This window comes from Microbacterium sp. LWO12-1.2 (assembly GCF_040675875.1).
In the GTDB taxonomy this organism is placed as follows: Bacteria; Actinomycetota; Actinomycetes; order Actinomycetales; family Microbacteriaceae; genus Microbacterium.
Genome location: NZ_JBEGII010000001.1, coordinates 620758 through 640337 on the forward strand (window position 1 = coordinate 620758; position 19580 = coordinate 640337).

Here is a 19580-nt window from a genome sequence, read left to right on the forward strand (position 1 = left end):
GCAGCGCGCCACGAGCACCAGAGCTCAGGCGACCGCGCGTTCTGGAACGGCGACCGCCGGGGTGGTGACACGGAGGCCGAGGGAGTCGGCCAGGGCGTGCACATCCGCAGCTCCGGCGCGCCACGCGGAATCGATCACGATCTGTGCGCACGCACGGGCATCCGCGAGGGCGTCGTGGTGTGAGAACTCTGCGAAACCGGCCGCGGCCGCCGCCACAGGCAGTCGGTAGGAGTCGAGCTGATAGGTCTTGCGAGCGACCTGCAGGCTGCACAGCGAGCGATAGGGCGGGCACACCGCGCCGGTGGCCTCGGAGGCGCGACGCAGCACGTTGAGGTCGAAGCCGGCGTTGTGCGCGACCAGTACATCGGCACCGGCGAAGTCGCACAGGCGGTCGAACTGCTCGGGCCAGGTGTCTGCGGAGTGCACGTCCTCCGGCCGGATGCCGTGGATGCGCACGTTCCACTCCTGGAACTCGTCGTGGCCGGCGGGCGGCTGAATCAGCCAACCGGCAGTGGCGACGACCTCGCCGTCACGCACGCGGACGAGTCCGACGGAGCAGGCTGAGGCGGGGCTGGAATTCGCCGTCTCGAAGTCGATAGCGGTGAAGTCCAGGGGCACGTCATCCACTCTCTCCCGATGGGTCGGCGGTGCTCGGAGGACTCGCCGTAGGCTGGTCACATGGCTGATGAGCGCGCGACATCCTTCGGTGCACAGGCAGGCAACTACGAGGTCGGCAGGCCCGAGTACCCGTTCGACGCGGTCGCATGGATGCTCGAGCGGATGCCCGACGGGTCTCGGCGCATCGCAGACGTCGGGGCGGGCACGGGCAAGCTCACGCGCGCGCTCGTCGCCGCGCCCGATGCCGAGGTCGTCGCGCTGGATCCTGATCCGGCCATGCTCGCCGCGCTGCGCGACGCGATCCCGGGGGTGCCGACGTTCGTCGGGTCTGCGGAGCGGCTGCCCCTCCCTGAGGCGAGTCTCGACGCGGTCGTGCTCGGTCAGGCGTGGCACTGGGTCGAGCCTGTCGCGGCGTCGGCCGAGATCGGCCGCGTCGTCCGCTCCGGGGGAGTGCTGGGGCTGATCTGGAACATTCGTGACGAACGTCAGGAGTGGGTGCGCCGGCTCACGGCGATCATGCACGGCAGCGCCGCGGAGGAGATGCTGGCCGCGGGCGACCCCGTCGTGCACGCCCCGTTCGGGCCTGTCGAGGAGGAGACGTGGGAGTGGCCGCGCCCGATGACGCGCGCGCAGCTGCACAGCATGGCCATGTCGCGCAGCTACGTCATCGCGGCATCCGCGGACGAGAAGGTGCGAATCCGGCGGGACATGGACGCGCTGTTCGACGAACTCGGACTCGACGAGTCCGGTGCGATCGAGCTTCCCTACGTCACCAGGGCGTTCCGCGCGGTCCGCGACTGAACACCGGCCCGGCGTCCCGGGCATCTTCGACCGGTAGACTCGTGCCCCGTGGCTCTTACAATCGGAATCGTCGGCCTGCCCAACGTCGGCAAGTCCACCCTTTTCAACGCACTCACCAAGAACGACGTGCTCGCAGCGAACTACCCGTTCGCGACGATCGAGCCGAACGTCGGCGTGGTGAACCTGCCCGACCCCCGTCTCGAGAAGCTCGCCGAGATCTTCGGCAGCGAGCGCATCCTGCCCGCCGCGGTGTCGTTCGTCGACATCGCCGGCATCGTGCGTGGCGCGAGCGAGGGCGAGGGTCTCGGCAACAAGTTCCTCGCGAACATCCGTGAGGCCGACGCCATCGCGCAGGTCGTCCGCGGATTCGCCGACGATGACGTCGTGCATGTCGATGGCGCGGTGAACCCCGCTTCCGACATGGAGACCATCAACGCGGAGCTCATGCTCGCCGACCTCGAAACGGTCGACAAGGCGATCAGCCGCTACGAGAAGGAAGTACGCGGGAAGAAGATCGAGCCGGTCGTGCTCGAGACCGCAGTCGCCGTCAAGGATGCCCTCGAGCGCGGTGTGCTGCTGTCGGTCGCCGGTATCGACCTGACGCCGATCCGGGAACTGGGCCTGCTCACGGCCAAGCCCGTCATCTTCGTGTTCAACGTCGACGAGGCCGTGCTGACCGACGACGCGCGCAAGGAAGAGCTCGCCGCTCTCGTCGCCCCGGCGAAGGCCATCTTCCTCGACGCGAAGATCGAGTCCGAGCTGATCGACCTCGACCCCGAGGATGCGGCGGAGCTGCTCGCCTCGACCGGTCAGGACGAGTCCGGCCTCGACCAGCTCGCCCGCATCGGCTTCGACACCCTCGGACTGCAAACGTACCTGACCGCCGGGCCCAAGGAAGCACGCGCCTGGACGATCCCTAAGGGCTCGAAGGCTCCGCAGGCTGCCGGTGTGATCCACACCGACTTCGAGAAGGGCTTCATCAAAGCGGAGATCGTCTCGTTCGAGGACCTGGTCGAGACCGGTTCCGTGGTCGAAGCCCGCGCCAAGGGCAAGGCCCGCCTCGAGGGCAAGGACTACGTCATGCAGGACGGCGACGTGGTGGAGTTCCGCTTCAACAACTGAGCGCTCTGGCGGTTCACCGACTCGCGTGCGCTGGAGTGTGTATGGCAGGCGCGGGCGTCGCGAGATGAGCGCCAGCTCGTCCCGGCCGTCGAGTATGGGGATCTGTGGTTCGCTCGTGAGCCGGATGGAGCGATGCTCGCCGGCCTGACAGGTCCAACGCAGTTCGCACGGGTGCAGGATTCGAGTGCGAACCTCTGGTGGATCTGGCAGCACGGTCATGCTGTCTGGGGCGCCGATGACGGTGAGAGCGAGCGGACAGCGGAGGGCGTCGACCAGGGATGAGGTGAGGTCTCTCCCGAGCTCGCCTCCATCCAGGACACGCTGCTCATGTCGGACGCCCCGGCTATGGTCGCCGCATGACGATTCATCTCGAAGGCATTACCGTTCTCGCTGATGATGTACCGACTCTTGCTGATTTCTATGAGCTCGCGCTCGGCTGGGTAGTGGAGGTTCGCGAAGACGCGTACGTCGCGTTCGGGGGGCACGGGGTGCGCGTCGCGATATTCTCTCGTCAATTGATGAGCGGGCACACCGACGGGCACCCGGCATATGGTGCGCAGTTCACTGGCCAGGCATTCGAACTGAATCTTCAGTGCGATAGCGCGGACGAGGTGGAGCGGCGCTACGATCAGCTGGTCGCCGCGGGGGCGACGCCGTCGGGTCGACCCGCGTTGCGGGAGTGGGGCCAGTTCGCCGGCTTCTTCGCGGATCCGGAGGGAAACATTCACTCTCTGTTTGCGACCGTGTAGCGAACGTCGACATTCCTGCGCGCGCTCTTGTCCGACCTCGTCGACCACACCTCTGGCGCTGGTGTAACGCGTCGAGGTCCGCGCAACAACTGAGTCGCGGGGGCACGTGCGCGGATCAGGAGTTCTGCAGCATTGCGGAGCAGTACCCGCTACAGCATCCGAAGTACTGCAGTTCTCCGAGATGCGGGCGCATGCCCGGGTGCCAGCGCCACCACCCTTCCCAGGGATCATCGGCGCCGCGTCGGCTGAGTCACTCCCACGTGCCACCGTCGAGGAAACGGACCATGCGGGCCCGATGCGGCGCGAGGTCCAGTCCGTTCTCACGGATCCAGTCGTCGTCGTAGTAGGTGCGCATGTATCTCGTGCCACTGTCGCAGATGAGGGTGACGACACTTCCGGCCTGCCCGGCTGCGCGCATTCGGGAGATGAGCTCGAAGGCGCCCCACAGATTCGTGCCGGTCGACCCGCCCGCCAGATGCAGGGTCCGCTCGTGAAGAAGATGCATCGCGGCAAGGGACGCGGCATCCGGGACGGCGATCATCTCGTCGATCACCTGGGGCAGGAAGGACGCCTCCACGCGCGGTCGACCGATCCCCTCGATGCGCGATGACGCCCCGGTGACGTGGGAGGCATCGCCACTATGCCAGGAGGGATAGAACGCGGACCCCTCGGGATCGACCACCGCGACTTGCGTCTCATGGCATTGGTAGCGCACGTATCGCCCGATGGTCGCAGATGTGCCACCGGTCCCGGCGCCGACCACGATCCAGGTCGGGATCGGATGCCGTTCGAGGGCGAGCTGGCGGAAGATGCTCTCCGCGATGTTGTTGTTCCCACGCCAATCCGTCGCGCGCTCGGCATAGCCGAACTGATCGAGGTAGTGGCCGCGCGACTCCGCCGCGATCCTCTCCGCTTCTGCGTACACCTGGAGGGGCTCATCGACGAAATGGCAGACGCCGCCATGGAACTCGATGAGGTCCAGCTTCTCTCGACTCGTCGAGCGGGGGACGACGGTGATGAAGCGCAGCCCGAGCATTCTGGCGAAGTACGCCTCCGAGACTGCCGTCGAACCACTGGACGCCTCGACGAGCGTGGTGTCGGCGTCTATCATGCCGCCGACGAGGCCGTAGAGGATCAGGGAGCGGGCGAGTCGGTGCTTGAGCGAGCCCGTGGGATGTACCGACTCGTCCTTGAGGTAGAGGTCGATGCCCCACTCGGCAGGCAGAGGGAACGCATGCAGGTGCGTGTCGGCGCTGCGGTTGGCATCAGCGTCGAGCAGACCGATCGCGCGCGTGCGCCAGGATGCGTCGGTGTCTCTCATCCGTGCCCGCTCACCGCAGGCAGGAAGATCACTCCGCGGTAGCCATCCGGCCCCCATCGCACGAGGTCATCGAGATCGTCGGGGCGGACGGGCAGTTCGTGGGTGTCGACCCATGTCTCTCCGGCATCCACGCTGATCCACGGGTCCTCGACCACGACGGAACCGCCGACGACGGAATGCGCCAGAATCCAGTGCGGCCCCGCCTCCCCATGCATCGGCGCCTCATCGATGAGCAGCAGCGCACGCTCGCCGTTCCCGACACGCGTGACGATCTCGGAGACCGTGACCCGATCGCGGCGCACCCCGATGCCCCGAGCAGTCGCCTGCCGCAAGGAATCGGCCTGCAGCTCCTCGCGGAACGAGCGGTCGAAGCCGGTGAAGCCTTCCAGCAGCGCCGGCCCGTCGAGGTCGAGAGCCACTTCGACCGGGGTGTGCGCGAGATGATCGTGCACCGCCACCGCGAGCCCGATCGGTTCACAGGCCGGGTAGTTGCTCGCACGTCGCCAGAAGTCGATCTCGAGCTCGCGGTCGGACTCGTCGCCGTGGAACCCGCCGCCCGCAGTGCCCTCCGATGCCATCAATGCGGCGACCGCGCCGCAGGTGAAGAGCGTGGTCTGCGCGTAGTATCCCGGCTCCTCGTGGTGTGAGGCCGCGAGCCAGAGGACGTAGCCATCAACCTGCTCGGTGCCCACCGCGGCCCACGGACGCCGCATGGCTTCGAACCCCCGGTCCGAGAGGAACGCGGGCGCTGATGCGCCGCCCGCGATCTCCCACTTGATGGCGACCGCACCGTTCCTGCGGGCGTCGTCCACCACCGCATCGAGCACGGCGGCGGCAGCGAACTCCTCAGTCCACCACAGGTCCACGATCTTCCTCGCCGACGTTGCCGGGCGGCCGCTCGTCAGCGCTGCGGCGATCAGCTCTCCGCCGGAGTCCCGGACGGCGTGGACCACCGGGTGGTAGCCGATCCGGGGGAGGCGCCAACGTTCGAGCCGCGCGGGTGCGGCGCCGAGCGCCTCGATCTCATCTGCGACCCGCAGCGGCGACGCCCCCGTCTCGATCGTATGTGCGGTACGCATCTCAGTCCTCTCCAGCGATCTCCGAGGCGGAGATCTGGTTCTCGCGGCGCCCGGCGGCGACCAGCATTGCGGTGTATTCGTGGCGTGGGTGCTCCAACACCTGTGCGCACGCGCCAGACTCGACGACCCGGCCGTTCCAGAGCACGGTCACCTGATCGGCCAGCATCCTCACGACGGCGAGGTCGTGTGAGATGAACAGGATGGCGATCCCGAGTTCTTCGCGGAGGCGACGCAGCAGGCTCAGGATCTGCGCCTGAACCGACACGTCCAGGGCCGACACCGATTCGTCGCAGATGAGCAGACGGGGATGCGTCGCGAGTGCGCGCGCGATCGCGACTCGCTGACGCTGACCGCCGGACAGCTCGGCGGGGCGCTTGCGTTCGAACTCGTCCGGAAGATTGACCATCGAGAGCAGATCGGCCAGATCCGATGTTGGTCGGCCCGCCACGGCGAGTGCTTCGCGGAGGATGGCGCCCACGGACATCATGGGATTGAGCGACGAGTAAGGATCCTGGAAGACGATCTGCATCTGAGCGGGCGTGCGGGACTTCCGGCCGGGGGCGAGCGCTGCACTGTCGAATCGGATCTCGCCCGCGTCCTCGTGCTCCAACCCCGCGATGCACCGGGCGAACGTGGACTTGCCTGAACCCGACTCACCCACGAGGCCGACGATCTGTCCGGGAGCGATGTCGACCGAAACGCCATCCAGCACCGTCCTCTCACCGAACTGCTTGGTGACCCGGGTCGCCGAAAGCAGCGGCACATCGCCGACCGCACGAGGTGCCGCCTCCGACACTGCCGGGGCCGGGGCGAGCGTGGGATCCGCGTCGAGCAGCGCACGCGTATAGGGGTGCGTGGGGGTGCTGAGCACATCACCGGTAGCGCCGCGCTCCACGACCTCGCCGTGTCGCATCACGAGCACATCGTCGGCACGGCCGCGGACCAGCCCCAGGTCATGGGAGATCAGGATGACGCACAGATTCCTGGCATGTTGAATCGCGCGCAACAGGTCGAGGATCTCCGCCTGATTCGACGCGTCGAGGGCTGTCGTGGGCTCGTCCGCGATGATCAGCTGCGGATCGGCGGCGAGGGCAGCGGCGATCGCGACCCGCTGCCTCATCCCGCCTGACAGCTGATGGGGATACGACCGGGCCACGCGCGCGGGGAGTCTCACCTCGGCGAGGCGCTCCTCGATCCTGCGCTCACGCTCGGCTCGTGCCAGTCGTCGGTCGGAGGCCGCATCGAGCGTCCAGCCGATCTGCTCTCCGCAGCGGTGGACGGGGGAGAGGCTGGTGAACGGGTCTTGGAGAAGCAGGGTCACCGTGGAGCCGCGCACCGTCCGCCAGATTGTCTGGGCAGCGTCGAGGTCGACGTCGGTGGCGTCCACCCGGACTGAGCCCTCGGCTCGGAAGCCACGCGGAAGCAGCCCCACGAGCGCTTTCGCGGTCAGCGTCTTGCCCGACCCCGACTCGCCGATGATCGCCAGAGTGCGACCGGGCTCGATGTGCACGTCGAGCGGGTGCACGACTGTTCCCTCTCGACCGCTCACGGTCAGTCCGCTGATGTCGACACCGTTCACAGCACTTGTCCGATCTGCGAGAGACGCTGGCCTGCCCAGTCGCCGACGAGGTTGACCGCGGAAGCGACCAGGATGATCAGCGCGGCCGGGACGATGACCGCGGCAGGATTGTCGAACATGATCGTCCGGTTGTCGGTGAGCTGGCGCCCCCAGTCGGCGGTACCCGGTGGCACACCGACGCCGAGGAAGGACAGAGAGGAGAACGCCACCAGGGCGAACGCGATGTTGAGCATGACGTTCGTGATGACGAGTGTGGAGACGTTCGGGAGGATGTGGCGGAACATGACGCGCCAGCGCGACAGGGAGAGCATCCGTGCCGCTTCGATGTAGGGCCGTGCGCTCTGCTCAAGAACACCCGCACGAACGATCCGGATGTCGGAGGGCGAGAACAGGATGATCAACAGGACGACGGTCACTCCGTAGCCACCGCCGAATACGCCGGAGACGACGATCGCGGCGAGCAGGACCGGCAGCGCGAGCAGCAGGTCGGTCCAACGGCTCACGACGATGTCGAGCCACCCGCGTTCGTAGCCGGCGAGCGTACCGAGGAACACACCGAGGAGCATGGAGCCGATGGCGACGCAGACGGGACCGACCAGGGCGGATGCCGCGCCGGCGACCGTCATGGCCCACACATCGCGCCCCAGCTCATCGGTGCCGAGAGGGTGGCCGGGCGATCCAGCCGGCATCAGACCGGAGAGGATGTCCTGTCGCATCGCGTCGGGATACACGAGATTGCCGAAGAGAACGGCGAGCACCGTGATCCCGAGGATGGCGAAGGCGACGACGACCGTCACCGGCAGCCGCTGACGCGTGCGCCGAGGCTGGCTGATCAGAGTGATTGCGGCGGTCATGCGGTCCTCCCGGTGCGGCGCAGGCGCGGATCCAACAGCACGTATGCGAGATCGGCGAGGAGGGCGATGACCGCGATGACGACAGCGACGAGAAGCGTGAGCGACTGGACGACGGCGATGTCCTTGAAGAGGACGGAGTCCTGCAGCAGCGTGCCCACCCCTGGCAGGGCGTAAGTGGTCTCCGCGAGGACAGTGCCGCCGACGAGGAAGGTCAGGACGAGGCTTGCCCCCGTGACGATCGGGATCGCCGCATTGCGGAGAGCGATGAGGCGCACGCGCGGCTCGGAGATGCCCCGCGCGCGGGCGGAGGTGACGTAGTCGGTCTCGAGCTCGCGCAGCATAGCGGCACGGGTGAGCTTCACGATGATCGCGCCGAGCCCGAGGGCCAATGTGACGGCCGGGAGGATGAGATGCCAGAGCGTGTCGAGCCCCCCGGAGCCTGCGCCGTACACGGGGAAGATCCGCAGGTAGTAGGCGAAGACGTAGAGGAGCAGGAGCCCGACCGCGAAGGTCGGAGCGCTGAGCCCGATCACGGCGAGGCTGCTGGCCGTCCGATCCACCCATCCGCCCGCATGCACGGCGCTCTGCACGCCGAGCGGCACGGCGACCACCAGCGCGAGGGCGAACGCGAGCCCGCACAGCGTGATCGTGAGGCCTGTCCGCTGCGCGATCGCGTCAGCGACGGGAACCTGGAGCCGGATCGACTGTCCGAGATCGCCGGTGACGAACCCGCCGAGCCACTTCAGGTACTGGAGCCACAGCGGATCGTCGAGGTTGTACTGGGCGCGGATCGCCGCGACCGCGTCGGGAGAGGCCGGCCGGTTGCCCAACAGGTTCTTCACGATGTCGCCGGGAGCGAGATGCACCAGTGAGAACACGATCATCGACAGGAGAAGAAGTACCGTGAGCGTGCCGAGCACGCGCAGCGCGACCATCCGGCCGAGAGGCCGGTAGCGGGCTGCGCGCGCTCGGACGGGGAGCGGTGTCGTCACTGCCCGGCCCGGTACAGCTGGGTCGGCCAGGACGAGATGAAGGCGAACGAGCTGTAGTCCTTCATCCCGAGATCCTTCGCGAACGCCGTGGCGGACTGCCCCCACCACAGCGGAACATTGATGACGGCCTCCGCCTGCAGGGTCTCCGCCTGCACGAGAAGGTCCACCCGCGCGGCGGGGTCCGACTCGGCTCCGGCCTGTGACAGCAGATCGACCACTTCAGGATCGTTGAAGGCCGCCGGGTTGCCGGTTCCGAGGAGGTAGGTCGGAATCTCCGCCGGGTCGCCGAGGGTCGAGAAGTACCACATCAGGTTGACGCCGTGATCAGAGGAGGCGTCGAGGCTCGCGAGCCACTCTTCGATGGGTACCTCGCGGACGTTGAGCGTGACACCGATCTCGGCGAGGTTCTGAGCGAGCGCCTGGGCGGCGGTGCCCAGCTGCGGGCCGGTGTTCGGCGTGAGGATCTCCGCCTCGAATCCGTCCGGCATGGACGATTCCGCGAGCGCCGCACGGGCCGCATCCAAATCGAACTCCCACTGCGGGATGCCTGAGAGGACGTCGCGTGCCTCCTCGGCGTCATAGACCTTGCCGAGCGACTCCGGCGTCATGATCGCGGTCGCTGCTTCCCCGTGTCCTCGCAGCAGCTTCTCGACATAGGCGTCTCGGTCGACCGCGTGGGCGAACGCTTCGCGAACCTTCGGGTCATCGAAGGGCGCGACGGTGGTGTTGAAGTACAGACCCACGTAGGAGAGGTCGTTGACGTAGTCCACGCGCATCGGGTCGATCTTCTCCCACTGCTGCGACTGGGCGAGGGGCACGTTGAACGCGACGTCCACGTCGCCCGACTGCGCGGCGAGGAGTCGGGTCGACTCGTCCGGTACGAAGTTCACGGTGATCGCCTTGACTTTCGGCAACTCGCCCCACCACGTGTCGACGCGCTCGAAGGTGACGTGCGAATCGGGGGCGAACTCCGTGACCTCATAGGGCCCTGTCCCGAGGAGCAATGCGTCGGGGGTGCCGACCTTGCCGCCGTGCTCCTCCCAGAACGCCTTCGAGGTGATGAAAGCCGCGCCGCCGCTGCTCATGTTCGCGGCGAAAGCGGCATCGGGCTCGACGAGAGTGATCGTGACCTCGGCTTCACCTGTCTTCTCGATCGCGTCCACGTTCGTGAGGTAGTACGCGAGGCCGGGGGAGGCGGTCTCGTCTCGCGCCTGCTCGAGGCTGAACACGACGTCGTCGGCTGTGACGGGGGTGCCGTCTTGGAAGGTCGCGTCATCGCGAAGTTCGTACACGTACGTGATGTCGTCGGTCTGCTCCCACGACTCGGCCAGTCCGGGCTGGATGCGACCTTGTGCATCGATCGACACGAGTCCCTCCTGCGCGATCGAGGCGATGTAGTAGTTCAGGATGCCGGCTTCTTGACCGACGTAGAGGCTGGACAGCGAACCGGGAAGGGCGACGGTGATGTGGTCGATCTCCGCCCCGGTGTCGGGTCCGGTGCTTGTTGCGCCGTCGGGTGTCGAACTCGAACATGCGACCAGCATCAGGGCGCCCGCTGTGGCGACGGTTGTCGCCTTCGCCAGGCGAGCAGTGGAGGGAAACGGCATGGTGGAACTCTCCTCGGGTGTCGGTGATGCGGTTAGGAAACGGGCGCGGTGGTTCTGCGAACGTCGACGCGATTCCAGAATCGCGTCGATCTCCGCAGGGCTCGGGCGATGGGAGGCCAGGGTGCGGACGGCCGCCGCCACGGCGGGGATGGCGGCGGCCTCGATGAGGGTGGTCGCGGTGGTGCGCCGGGTGAATGAGGGCAGAACGCCGAGCGCACGGACGCCGGCGGGCAGAGACGTCCCGGCCAGATCCGACTCGGAGACGAACGCGACACCCACGCCGTGAGCGGCGAAGGCGATCGCGGCATCAGGGCGGCTGACCGTGATGTCATCGGAGAGCGCGGCTCGCCCGCTGGCGGCGGCGACGGTCCCGCTGCAGGTTCCCGGTCCGACGATCCACGGGAGGACGCTGAGGGCGCGTGCGTTGATGCGTCCGCCTGCGGCATCGACGTCTGCCGTGGTGAGAGCGACGATCTCCTCGGCGAAGAGGAAGGTGTCACGAAGCCCGCTGCGCCGAGTTCTCTGGCGTCGATCTCCGGATGCCGCGATGTCGGATGTCACGGCGATGTCGGCACGTCCAGCGCGTACGAGCGCGAGTGCATCGGCACTGTCGGTTGCTTCATGGACCGACGTGTCGACATCGGGAATCTCGATCGCAAGGCGCGCGAGAGCGGGGGCGATGACCTGTGCCAGGCACTCTGCCGTCGCGGCGAAGCGGACGACGCCCACGCGATGCCCCAAGACTCGCGCGAGCTCGGTAGCGGCGGCGGTCAGGCTCGCATCGATTCGCGGAGCGTGTTCGACCAGCAACGCACCGACGGGTGTGAGCGTGGCGGCGCGAGCGGTGCGGACGACGAGTGCGGCACCGAGGCGGGCCTCAAGGCGTTGGACGTGCTGTGTGATCGTCGGCTGAGTGAATCCGAGTGATCGTGCCGCTGCACTGATGGACCCTGCCTGATCGATGGCCACCAGGATGCGCAGCGAATGGACGTCGAGCGCGCGGGTCAGAGCATCGACATCTGGTGCGGAACTGTTATCCATAGGTGGATGCTATTCATTTCCATGTTTCGATGGTGTAACAAAATATGTAAGATCACGAAAAGAGAGAAATGACAGGGGAAGCGCATGAAGGACGAGCACGCACAGTGGGTTCAGCAGAGGGAGACCACGGTGTGGGCTCCCCATGGCACTGCCTCGCTCGCCGCCACCTGCTGGTTGGACGACACCGATCGTGCATTCGAGGGCCTTCCCGGCCGCTGGCGCGCAGACGGCTCCGTCGTTCGCGGAAGCGGCCTCCCCGGACAGCAGATGCTGGAGCCCGGTGCTGAGGCCAGGCTCGGCGAGCTGCTGCTCCGTGCGGAAGTGCGAGAGGACGCCCTCTTGTTGCGCGTGTTCGATCCGTCGGCGGCGGGCCGAAAGGGGATCTCGACGATCGTCCGAGCGCCCTATGAACCATCTGGCGTTCGCACGGGCATGTATTCCCCGACGTCGGATCACCACGGCATCGTGGTGCTCGAGGTCGACGGCCGTGCCCACGAGCTCGAGGTCGCGCGCGAACCCGACGGCACGCTGTTCGCCGCATTCTCGGATTCCACGAGCGGCGAAGAGAGCTACCTCTTCCGCTTTCTCCGCCTGCCTACGCCCGATGCCTCCGGCCGCGTGGAAGTCGATCTGAATCGCGCCTACCTTCCGCCCTGCGCCTTCTCAGAGCACTACCTGTGCGTATTCCCCTCACCGCGCAACCGCTGGAGTGTTCCGGTGCGCGCGGGAGAGCTGCGTGTGCAGTGAGCTTTCCGGAGTTCTGCCGAATCTCGGAACAGTAGGGGGAGCGGCATCCGAAACCGTGCAGATCTCCGATGTGCAGACCGCACCTACGGGGACTGCGCCTGAGCGAGTGCGTCCAGTGCGGCCTTCGCAGCGGTCTCGTCTTGCGCGGCCCCGGAGAGGTGAGCGTCCGCCGACGCCCTGTGCTCCTCAGCGCCGTCCAAGTCGGCGTGTGCGCGCTCGGCCTCCTTCACCGTCTGCGCGAGTTCCGCCTCGAGCTCTGCCACTCGCGCTTCCAGCGACTGCACACGGGCTGCCGCGTCCCGGTGCGACTTCTCCGCTTGCTTCTGCGCGCGCTCGGCCCGCTCCCGTAGATGCTCGGCATCATGCAGCGCGCGCTCGGCGGCTCGGCGTTCTCGACGCGCGCTGACCTCGTCGGCAGGGGCGGCCGGCGGGGTAGGGGTCTCGGGAGTGCCCCCTCCCACAGCCGCACCCAGATCCACGGAATCCGACGGGTCGAGTTCGCGGACCAGCCGTCCTGACGCGACCGCCGCCGCAGCATCCGGATCGAAGAAGGCGGCGGAGATCGTCCGCTCGACCGCGTCCAGCGTGGAGGCGGTGATGCGCTCGCCGCGGGACGCCGCGAGCTCGACGGCGTTCTGCGCGAGACGGCGGGTGAGCGTGCGACGTTCACGCCCGAGCGTCGCGAGCGTGGCGGCGTCGAGATCGGCCTGGGCCTCGCGCAGGTCCTCGGCGAGGCGGAGCGCCTCCGCGAGCTGCGAGGTGCGCTCTTGAGCGAAGAGGTTGACCACCCAGGCCGCGACCGACGGTTTGCGCAGCGCCTTGATCTGCGCAGCCAGTTCGCGGTCGTCCGCGACCTTCATCTGGGCGTCGCGCGCGGAGATGAAGTCGCCCGGCAGTTCGACATAGAGCTTCGCCGCGATCGTCGAGAGTGCGGTGTCGGTCATCCGCTGTCCCTTCGCCGATCTGCGCGCCGTGCTGAGGCCACGAGTCTAGGCGCACGCGACATCCGCAGCGTCGCTCGGGAGGAGAACTCCGCGCGGGGCGGAGGAACTCGAGTGGATTCTCCTCCCGAGCCGGGGAATGCCTCCCGAAACGCTCCCGGCGCTGCCCGCCAGAGAACTTCCGGATGCGGTTCTCGACAAGGGCGGGATACGCTGGACACGGTGCGTCTGGCCTGCGGGGAACCGCGCAGACGCCCGCCGAACCGCTGGAAGGGGCCAGATCGGGTCCTTCGCGATTCGAGAGCGGCCGATCCGTGCGGGGCACCTGAGGCTTCGGGGACGCTGACCGAGCGCCCCGATAACGACACCGCGAGGAGACTGCTGAGAATGGTCGACACCCAGATCTTCGAACCCGATGGACGCGCGATCCCCTTCGTGGATGAGGGTGACGGGCCCGTCAAGCTCGTGTTGATCCAGGAGCAGGGACTCGCCGCCGACGTTCTGAGCGTCGCCGCGCACTACCTCGCCGAAGAGGCGGGCTTCCACGTGCTCCGCGTCGGACACCGCGCCGACGGTGAGGCGACGCTCGACGAGCGCGTCGCCGATGTGCTCGCCGTGATCGACCACGTCGGCATCGAAGACACCTGGGTCGGCGGCCACGGCTTCGGCGGGACGATCGCACGCGCACTGGTCGCCGCACACGTCGACCGCGCGAACGGCCTGCTGCTGCTCGGCGTCGAAGACGTGGACATCGCGGTGGCCCCGGCCATCCCCGTGCTGATCGTGCAGGGAACCGAAGACGTCGACACTCCCGCCGCCAACGCCGAGCGCCTGCAGGCTACGGTGCCGGACCGGTCGAGCATCAAGACGATCGCCGGAGACCACCTGTTCCCGATGCATCACCCGATCGAGACCGGAGTGATCATCGAGGAGTACCTGGACTGGGACTGAGCGTCGTGGCAGCACCCGGTCGTACCGTCGTCCTCGCGATCGACCTGCAGGCCGGAGTGACACCCGGATGCTTCGACGAGCACGGCGTGCTGTCGCGCGCAGCGGCACTCGTCGACCGGGCGCGGGCGTCTGGCGTCCCGGTCGTCTGGGTGCACCACGACCCCGTGGGCGTGGGCACGCCGGAGTGGGAGCTTGCGGCCCCGCTCCAGCGCGCAGAGGGAGAACCGCTGGTCCGCAAGAGCTATCGCGACTCGTTCGCCGACACGACACTGCGCGCCACACTCGACGAGCTGGGAGCGACGCGGCTCGTGATCACCGGCGCGCAGTCCGACTTCTGCGTGCGCACCACGACACAGCGTGCAGCCGCGGAGGGCTACGACGTGACGCTCGTGAGCGATGCGCACACCACGGTGGACACCGAGTGGGACGGCGTCGTGATCTCCGGCGAGCAGATCGTCGCCCATACGAACATGTACTTCTCCGGACTCCGCTACCCGGGCCAGGAGTTCGCCGTCGAGACCCACGACCGGGTGCGGCTCTGACCGCAGGCGGACACGGGCGTCGGAGGACCGTGCCGCCTGAGAAGATGGTCTGATGACCGCAACGCTCGTCGCGCAGAACCTGGCCGGTGGCTACGGCCATCGCATCCTCTTCGACTCCCTCGATCTGACGGTCGCACCGGGAGACGTGGTCGGTGTCGTGGGAGCGAACGGCGCGGGGAAGTCGACCCTGCTGAGACTGCTGGCAGGCGTGGATGCTCCGGCAGCGGGTTCGGTTTCTCTGGCGCCGTCGGATGCCTTCGTCGGATGGCTGCCGCAGGAGCATGAACGCGTCGCCGGCGAGACGGTCGCCGAGTACATCGGTCGGCGCACCGGATGCGCGCAGGCGACCAGTGACATGGACGCGGCGGCGGCGGCGCTCGGCGACCCGTCGCTGGCAGCCGAGGGGACGGATCCCGCGGATGTCTATTCGACGGCCCTGGACCGCTGGCTGGCCAGTGGCGCGGCTGATCTCGACGAGCGGATCCCGGTCGTTCTCGCAGATCTCGGGCTAGAACTCGACGGTGTTTCCGCCGCGACCGCCCAGATGACGGCACTGTCGGGAGGACAAGCCGCCCGGGTCGGACTTGCAGCGCTGCTGCTGTCGCGCTTCGACATCGTCCTTCTCGACGAGCCCACCAACGACCTCGATCTGGATGGCCTCGAACGCCTCGAAGCCTTCGTCCGGGGACTGCGCGGTGGAGCGGTGCTCGTCAGCCACGACCGCGAGTTCTTGGCGCGCGCCGTGACGCGTGTGCTGGAGCTCGATCTCGCGCAGGGATCGAACCGTGTGTACGGCGGCGGTTACGACGCCTACCTCGAAGAGCGCGCGACGCTGCGCCGCCATCTGCGCGAGAAGTACGACGAGTTCGCCGACAAGAAGGCCGATCTCGTGGCACGCGCCCGTACGCAGCGGGAATGGTCGAGTCAGGGCGTGCGCAACGCCATGAAGAAGGCGCCGGACAACGACAAGATCAAGCGCAAGGCGTCAGCGGAGTCGAGCGAGAAGCAGGCGCAGAAGGTGCGTCAGATGGAGAGCAGGATCGCGCGCCTGGACGAGGTCGAGGAACCGCGTAAGGAGTGGCAGCTGGAGTTCACGATCGGCAGCGCGCCGCGTTCGAGCTCGGTCGTGTCCACTCTGAGCTCTGCCGTGCTGCGGCAGGGAGCGTTCACGCTCGGTCCGGTATCTCTGCAGGTGAACGCGGGCGACCGTATCGGCATCACCGGGCCGAACGGCGCCGGCAAGTCCACGCTCCTTCGAGTCCTGTTGGGACGTCAGATGCCGGATGAAGGGACTGCGAGCCTGGGGGCCAGCGTCGAGATCGGTGAGATCGATCAGGCGCGGTCGTTGCTGGTGGGGACCGCACCTCTCGCCGACGCCTTCGAGGCGCTGGTGCCGGAGATGGCCTCGGGAGAGGTGCGCACCTTGCTGGCGAAGTTCGGGTTGCGGGCCGACCATGTGACGCGTCCGGTCGATGAACTGTCGCCGGGGGAGCGCACTAGGGCAGCTCTGGCGCTGTTGCAGGCCCGCGGCATCAACCTGCTGGTCCTCGACGAGCCGACCAACCACCTCGACCTGCCCGCCATCGAGCAGCTGGAGCAGGCACTGGAGTCCTACGAGGGCACGCTGCTGCTCGTCACGCACGATCGCCGCATGCTCGACACGGTCCGGATCGATCGCCGCTGGCGGGTGGATCAGGGACAGGTGACGGAGAGCTAGGGGGTCAGCGTCCCTGTCGCTTCTTGTAGGGCTTCGGCTGGCCCTTGACGATCGGGGCGCGCCCGCGGCCCTTCGAGGCCTTGGCCTTGCCGCCGGCGGGGGCGACGGTCTTGGGAGCGGGGGGCGGTGCGGCGGCGACGGTGGCGCGCGCCTCTTCGAGGAACAGCTCGCCCACGTGCGTCAGGCGCGGGGTGCCCTCACGGTGGATGAGCGCATGCCCGACTTCATCCTCGAGCTTGTCGAGCGACGTGTAGAGCGACGCGAGCGGGATGCCGAGCTGCTCGGCGGCGCGAGGGAAGTGCAAGGTGTCCGCAAGGACGACATAGCGGCGCAGGAGAGCGATCTTCACGGGGGACCCTTCAGCGCCTCGCGCGGTACGAGGCAGTCTCCAGGGTACGCGGCCGGATGCCGGAGAGCCGACGGAGGGGAGTCGAACTCCGCGGATGGATCGCCGCAGACAGCACGGATGCCGCGACCCCAGGGGCCGCGGCATCCGGAATCGTGGGTCAGGCGACCTTCGGAAGCACAGCGAACGACACGGAGCCTTCGTCGTCCACACCGGCGTCGAGGATCTTGTCCTCCAGCGCGACGGATGCGGCCTCGTCGAGGAAGATGCGCGTTCCGGAGACCTCGACGATCTGGTCCTCCGGCTCCGGATCGGTCGTCACGAGCACGGCCAGGCGAGCGCCGCCTCCCGACTCCTGCGTGGCGGTCGAGTGGATGCGGAGTCCGGCATCCGGTGCCTCGCTCTGCCGGGTGACGAGGGTGGTGACGATGGCGGTGGCGTTATCGGTGAGGGTGAGCACGTGACTCTCCTTCCGGTCGGGGCATGCCACGGTCGCGACATGTCCGGGCCACGATTCCCGAGACTGCGTCCCGCTTCAACTGAACCCAGTCGATTCTTATGGTTCTCCCACCGACCGTGCATGCGGCGACTCTACGCTGCAGGTCACGTGCGCAGCGACTTGCGCATGAACACCTGCTCGGTCCCGTCGCCCTCCGGCACTCGCTCGCTCACCGCGTAGCCGCAGCTCTCGTAGAGACGGATGTTCGCTTCGCTCAGGCTGCCCGTGAACAGCTCTGCCTCGCGGGCCTCGCTGCGCTGTTCCGCCGACTCGAGCAGCAGCCGGCCCAGGCCCTCGCCCTGCTGATCTGGGGCGACCGAGATACGGCCGACGAGGAGGGTCGCGCCATCCACGCGGTAGCGGATCGCTCCGACGAGCCGCCCGTCACGCCGCGCACCCAGAGCATCACTCTCGCGGAGCTCTGCGCGCACCTGCTCCAGAGTCTGAGTCAGCGGGGGCATGTCGGCGCTGCCGTAGATCTGGGCTTCCGAGACGAATGCGGCGCGCTGCAGGGTGAGGACCTCACCCGCATCGGTGTCTTCGAGCTTTTCGATGGAGATGTCCGGTCGGGAGTCAGATGCGTTCACCTGCGCAACTTTCGGCGCCATGAACAGAGCCTGTCAACCCCCTCGGCCCGGAGGCGAGGGACGCCTAGGGTGCAAGCCAGGAGGCAACACCATGGCTGATACCAGCAAGACCACGAAGACCACTGCGGCGAAGCGCGGAGCGAAGACCACACGACGTCAGAATGCTGAGAAGGGATTCACGGCGTCCGCCACGTTGGCGGGAAATCTGCAGTCCGTGCTCGTCGACCTTCTGGAGCTCGCGTTGCAGGGCAAGCAGGCGCACTGGAACGTGGTCGGGCGGAACTTCCGCGACACCCATCGACAGCTCGACGAGATCATCGACGATGCACGCGCCTTCAGCGACACGGTCGCGGAGCGGATGCGCGCACTGCACGCGGTGCCGGACGGCCGCAGCGACACGATCGCAGAGACGACATCGCTTCCCGCGTTCCCCGCGGGAGAGGTGTCGACGTCTGACACGGTCGACCTGATCACCGAGCGACTCGAGGCCGCGATCTCGACCATGCGCGAAGTCCACGACGCGGTCGACGAGGAAGACCCGACGTCGGCGGATATCCTGCACGCGGTGATCGAACGCCTCGAGCAGTTCGCGTGGATGGTGAGCGCCGAGAACCGCACACCCGCAGGGCGCTGACAGCGACCACGATGTCCGTCAGCGGCGGAGGTCAGCTCTGCGGCGGTACGTCCCGCTGCAGTGAGCGGCGCACGACGCGGGGCAATGTCAGCCACAGCGCCACGATGACCACGACAGCTGCGATCAGTGCCACGATGCCCGCGGTCCGGTTCACCGTGAAGTCGACGATGAGAGTGGTCACGCCCACGGTCAGGGCGGCGATCACGATGAGGTCGATCTTGACGATGCGCGCAGCGACGCGCACGAGCTCGGGCTTGCGGCGGTGGCCGAACAGCACACGGTGCAGCCCGACCGGGGCAAGCGCCAGAATTGTTGCGATGGCCGCGAGGGCGACCAGCACGACGTACAGGTCGCGCTGCAGCTCGTCCATGTCGGTGAACCGGGGCTGGAAGGCGACGGCGAGCAGGAACCCGGTGAGGATCTGGGTCCCCGTCTGCATGACGCGGAGCTCCTGCATCAGTTCGTCCCAGTTGCGATCAGCACGTTCATTGGGCGTCTCATCACGCCCGTCGACACGGTCGTCGCGCTGGGGCGGTTCCGGCTCTCGGCCTTCGGCAGTCATGAGCACAGTCTCGTGTGCTTGCTTCCGCGCTGTCCAGTCGCTTTCTTCAGCAGAAACAGAGGAGATGACATGACCCTTCCGCCCATCCATGAATGGTGGCCGCACCTCTCGATCGATGCGCGACACGAGGTGAAAGACAGCGGATCCGCGCATCTGACAGAGAAGGTGCGCCAAGAGATCCGCGAGATCACCGGAGCGGTCGTCGGTATGCAGGAGACGCTCTCCGATGAGGATCTCGACTACGCCCGCACGCAGAGCGAGGCCGTCGACTGAGCGGGTGACGATCGAGCG

General features: G+C 67.6%; 22 protein-coding genes. 10 read left to right on the forward strand and 12 right to left on the reverse strand.

All coding sequences use genetic code 11. From position 1 onward, the window contains the following. Positions 1 to 24: 24 nt before the first annotated feature. Positions 25 to 618: a 3'-5' exonuclease gene (locus tag MRBLWO12_RS02905; protein WP_363552514.1), complete on the reverse strand. Its 594-nt coding sequence runs from the start codon at positions 616 to 618 to the stop codon at positions 25 to 27. Positions 619 to 678: 60 nt separating this feature from the next. On the opposite strand from MRBLWO12_RS02905, the gene MRBLWO12_RS02910 reads away from it, so the two are divergent. The 4 genes from MRBLWO12_RS02910 to MRBLWO12_RS02925 all read left to right on the forward strand — a co-directional run bounded on the left by MRBLWO12_RS02910 (position 679) and on the right by MRBLWO12_RS02925 (position 3290). Beyond that, complete coding sequence (locus tag MRBLWO12_RS02910; protein WP_363552516.1) at positions 679 to 1419, forward strand: class I SAM-dependent methyltransferase; 741 nt, start codon at positions 679 to 681, stop codon at positions 1417 to 1419. Between the two features lie 48 nt (positions 1420 to 1467). Beyond that, the gene (gene ychF, locus MRBLWO12_RS02915) at positions 1468 to 2541 is read left to right on the forward strand and encodes a redox-regulated ATPase YchF (protein ID WP_363552518.1); all 1074 of its coding nucleotides are present in this window, start codon (positions 1468 to 1470) and stop codon (positions 2539 to 2541) included. Positions 2542 to 2673: 132 nt separating this feature from the next. Beyond that, on the forward strand, positions 2674 to 2823 hold the full coding sequence (locus MRBLWO12_RS02920) for a hypothetical protein (protein ID WP_363552520.1): 150 nt from the start codon (positions 2674 to 2676) through the stop codon (positions 2821 to 2823). 74 nt (positions 2824 to 2897) lie between these two features. Beyond that, positions 2898 to 3290: a VOC family protein gene (locus tag MRBLWO12_RS02925; protein WP_363552522.1), complete on the forward strand. Its 393-nt coding sequence runs from the start codon at positions 2898 to 2900 to the stop codon at positions 3288 to 3290. Positions 3291 to 3540: 250 nt separating this feature from the next. On the opposite strand, the gene MRBLWO12_RS02930 is transcribed toward MRBLWO12_RS02925, so the two are convergent. Genes MRBLWO12_RS02930 through MRBLWO12_RS02955 form a run of 6 tightly spaced genes read right to left on the reverse strand, consistent with a single transcriptional unit; the run spans position 3541 to position 11763 of the window. Continuing rightward, complete coding sequence (locus MRBLWO12_RS02930; protein WP_363552524.1) at positions 3541 to 4611, reverse strand: PLP-dependent cysteine synthase family protein; 1071 nt, start codon at positions 4609 to 4611, stop codon at positions 3541 to 3543. Then, positions 4608 to 5690 (reverse strand): peptidase C39 family protein, encoded by a 1083-nt coding sequence (locus MRBLWO12_RS02935; RefSeq protein ID WP_363552526.1) that lies wholly within the window; start codon positions 5688 to 5690, stop codon positions 4608 to 4610. The genes MRBLWO12_RS02930 and MRBLWO12_RS02935 overlap by 4 nt, the downstream gene beginning before the upstream one ends. Position 5691: 1 nt before the next feature. Next, positions 5692 to 7269 carry an ABC transporter ATP-binding protein gene (locus MRBLWO12_RS02940; protein WP_363552528.1) on the reverse strand — a complete coding sequence of 526 codons (1578 nt, stop codon included), beginning with the start codon at positions 7267 to 7269 and terminating at the stop codon, positions 5692 to 5694. Then, complete coding sequence (locus MRBLWO12_RS02945; RefSeq protein WP_363552530.1) at positions 7266 to 8123, reverse strand: ABC transporter permease; 858 nt, start codon at positions 8121 to 8123, stop codon at positions 7266 to 7268. Before MRBLWO12_RS02945 ends, MRBLWO12_RS02940 begins: the two co-directional genes overlap by 4 nt. Next, positions 8120 to 9115, reverse strand: coding sequence for an ABC transporter permease (locus MRBLWO12_RS02950; RefSeq protein WP_363552532.1), 996 nt, complete (start codon positions 9113 to 9115; stop codon positions 8120 to 8122). The genes MRBLWO12_RS02945 and MRBLWO12_RS02950 overlap by 4 nt, the downstream gene beginning before the upstream one ends. After that, on the reverse strand, positions 9112 to 11763 hold the full coding sequence (locus MRBLWO12_RS02955) for an ABC transporter substrate-binding protein (protein WP_363552534.1): 2652 nt from the start codon (positions 11761 to 11763) through the stop codon (positions 9112 to 9114). Before MRBLWO12_RS02955 ends, MRBLWO12_RS02950 begins: the two co-directional genes overlap by 4 nt. A gap of 84 nt (positions 11764 to 11847) precedes the next feature. Here MRBLWO12_RS02955 and MRBLWO12_RS02960 point away from each other — a divergent pair, with 84 nt between their 5' ends. Next, complete coding sequence (locus tag MRBLWO12_RS02960) at positions 11848 to 12510, forward strand: DUF1684 domain-containing protein (RefSeq protein WP_363552536.1); 663 nt, start codon at positions 11848 to 11850, stop codon at positions 12508 to 12510. Positions 12511 to 12593: 83 nt separating this feature from the next. Here MRBLWO12_RS02960 and MRBLWO12_RS02965 read toward each other — a convergent pair whose 3' ends face one another. Next, positions 12594 to 13454: a transposase gene (locus tag MRBLWO12_RS02965; RefSeq protein ID WP_363552538.1), complete on the reverse strand. Its 861-nt coding sequence runs from the start codon at positions 13452 to 13454 to the stop codon at positions 12594 to 12596. Between the two features lie 384 nt (positions 13455 to 13838). On the opposite strand from MRBLWO12_RS02965, the gene MRBLWO12_RS02970 reads away from it, so the two are divergent. Genes MRBLWO12_RS02970 through MRBLWO12_RS02980 form a run of 3 tightly spaced genes read left to right on the forward strand, consistent with a single transcriptional unit; the run spans position 13839 to position 16661 of the window. Then, positions 13839 to 14402, forward strand: a complete 564-nt coding sequence (locus MRBLWO12_RS02970; protein ID WP_247629597.1) for an alpha/beta fold hydrolase — start codon at positions 13839 to 13841, stop codon at positions 14400 to 14402. A gap of 5 nt (positions 14403 to 14407) precedes the next feature. After that, the gene (locus MRBLWO12_RS02975; RefSeq protein ID WP_363552540.1) at positions 14408 to 14944 is read left to right on the forward strand and encodes an isochorismatase family protein; all 537 of its coding nucleotides are present in this window, start codon (positions 14408 to 14410) and stop codon (positions 14942 to 14944) included. 52 nt (positions 14945 to 14996) lie between these two features. Beyond that, complete coding sequence (locus MRBLWO12_RS02980; RefSeq protein ID WP_363552542.1) at positions 14997 to 16661, forward strand: ABC-F family ATP-binding cassette domain-containing protein; 1665 nt, start codon at positions 14997 to 14999, stop codon at positions 16659 to 16661. Positions 16662 to 16665: 4 nt separating this feature from the next. Here MRBLWO12_RS02980 and MRBLWO12_RS02985 read toward each other — a convergent pair whose 3' ends face one another. From MRBLWO12_RS02985 to MRBLWO12_RS02995, 3 genes are all read right to left on the reverse strand, one after another. Next, entirely contained in the window at positions 16666 to 17010 is a 345-nt protein-coding gene (locus tag MRBLWO12_RS02985) for a LysR family transcriptional regulator (protein WP_363552544.1), read from the reverse strand. Between the two features lie 157 nt (positions 17011 to 17167). After that, on the reverse strand, positions 17168 to 17467 hold the full coding sequence (locus MRBLWO12_RS02990) for a Fe-S cluster assembly protein HesB (RefSeq protein ID WP_363552546.1): 300 nt from the start codon (positions 17465 to 17467) through the stop codon (positions 17168 to 17170). A gap of 143 nt (positions 17468 to 17610) precedes the next feature. Then, positions 17611 to 18114: a GNAT family N-acetyltransferase gene (locus MRBLWO12_RS02995; RefSeq protein ID WP_363552548.1), complete on the reverse strand. Its 504-nt coding sequence runs from the start codon at positions 18112 to 18114 to the stop codon at positions 17611 to 17613. A 70-nt stretch (positions 18115 to 18184) separates the two neighbouring features. Between MRBLWO12_RS02995 and MRBLWO12_RS03000 the strand changes: the two genes are divergently transcribed. After that, positions 18185 to 18727: a Dps family protein gene (locus MRBLWO12_RS03000; RefSeq protein ID WP_363552550.1), complete on the forward strand. Its 543-nt coding sequence runs from the start codon at positions 18185 to 18187 to the stop codon at positions 18725 to 18727. A gap of 31 nt (positions 18728 to 18758) precedes the next feature. Here MRBLWO12_RS03000 and MRBLWO12_RS03005 read toward each other — a convergent pair whose 3' ends face one another. Next, the gene (locus tag MRBLWO12_RS03005) at positions 18759 to 19289 is read right to left on the reverse strand and encodes a DUF6328 family protein (RefSeq protein WP_363552552.1); all 531 of its coding nucleotides are present in this window, start codon (positions 19287 to 19289) and stop codon (positions 18759 to 18761) included. A 69-nt stretch (positions 19290 to 19358) separates the two neighbouring features. Between MRBLWO12_RS03005 and MRBLWO12_RS03010 the strand changes: the two genes are divergently transcribed. Continuing rightward, the gene (locus tag MRBLWO12_RS03010; RefSeq protein ID WP_363552554.1) at positions 19359 to 19562 is read left to right on the forward strand and encodes a hypothetical protein; all 204 of its coding nucleotides are present in this window, start codon (positions 19359 to 19361) and stop codon (positions 19560 to 19562) included. Positions 19563 to 19580: the final 18 nt, after the last annotated feature.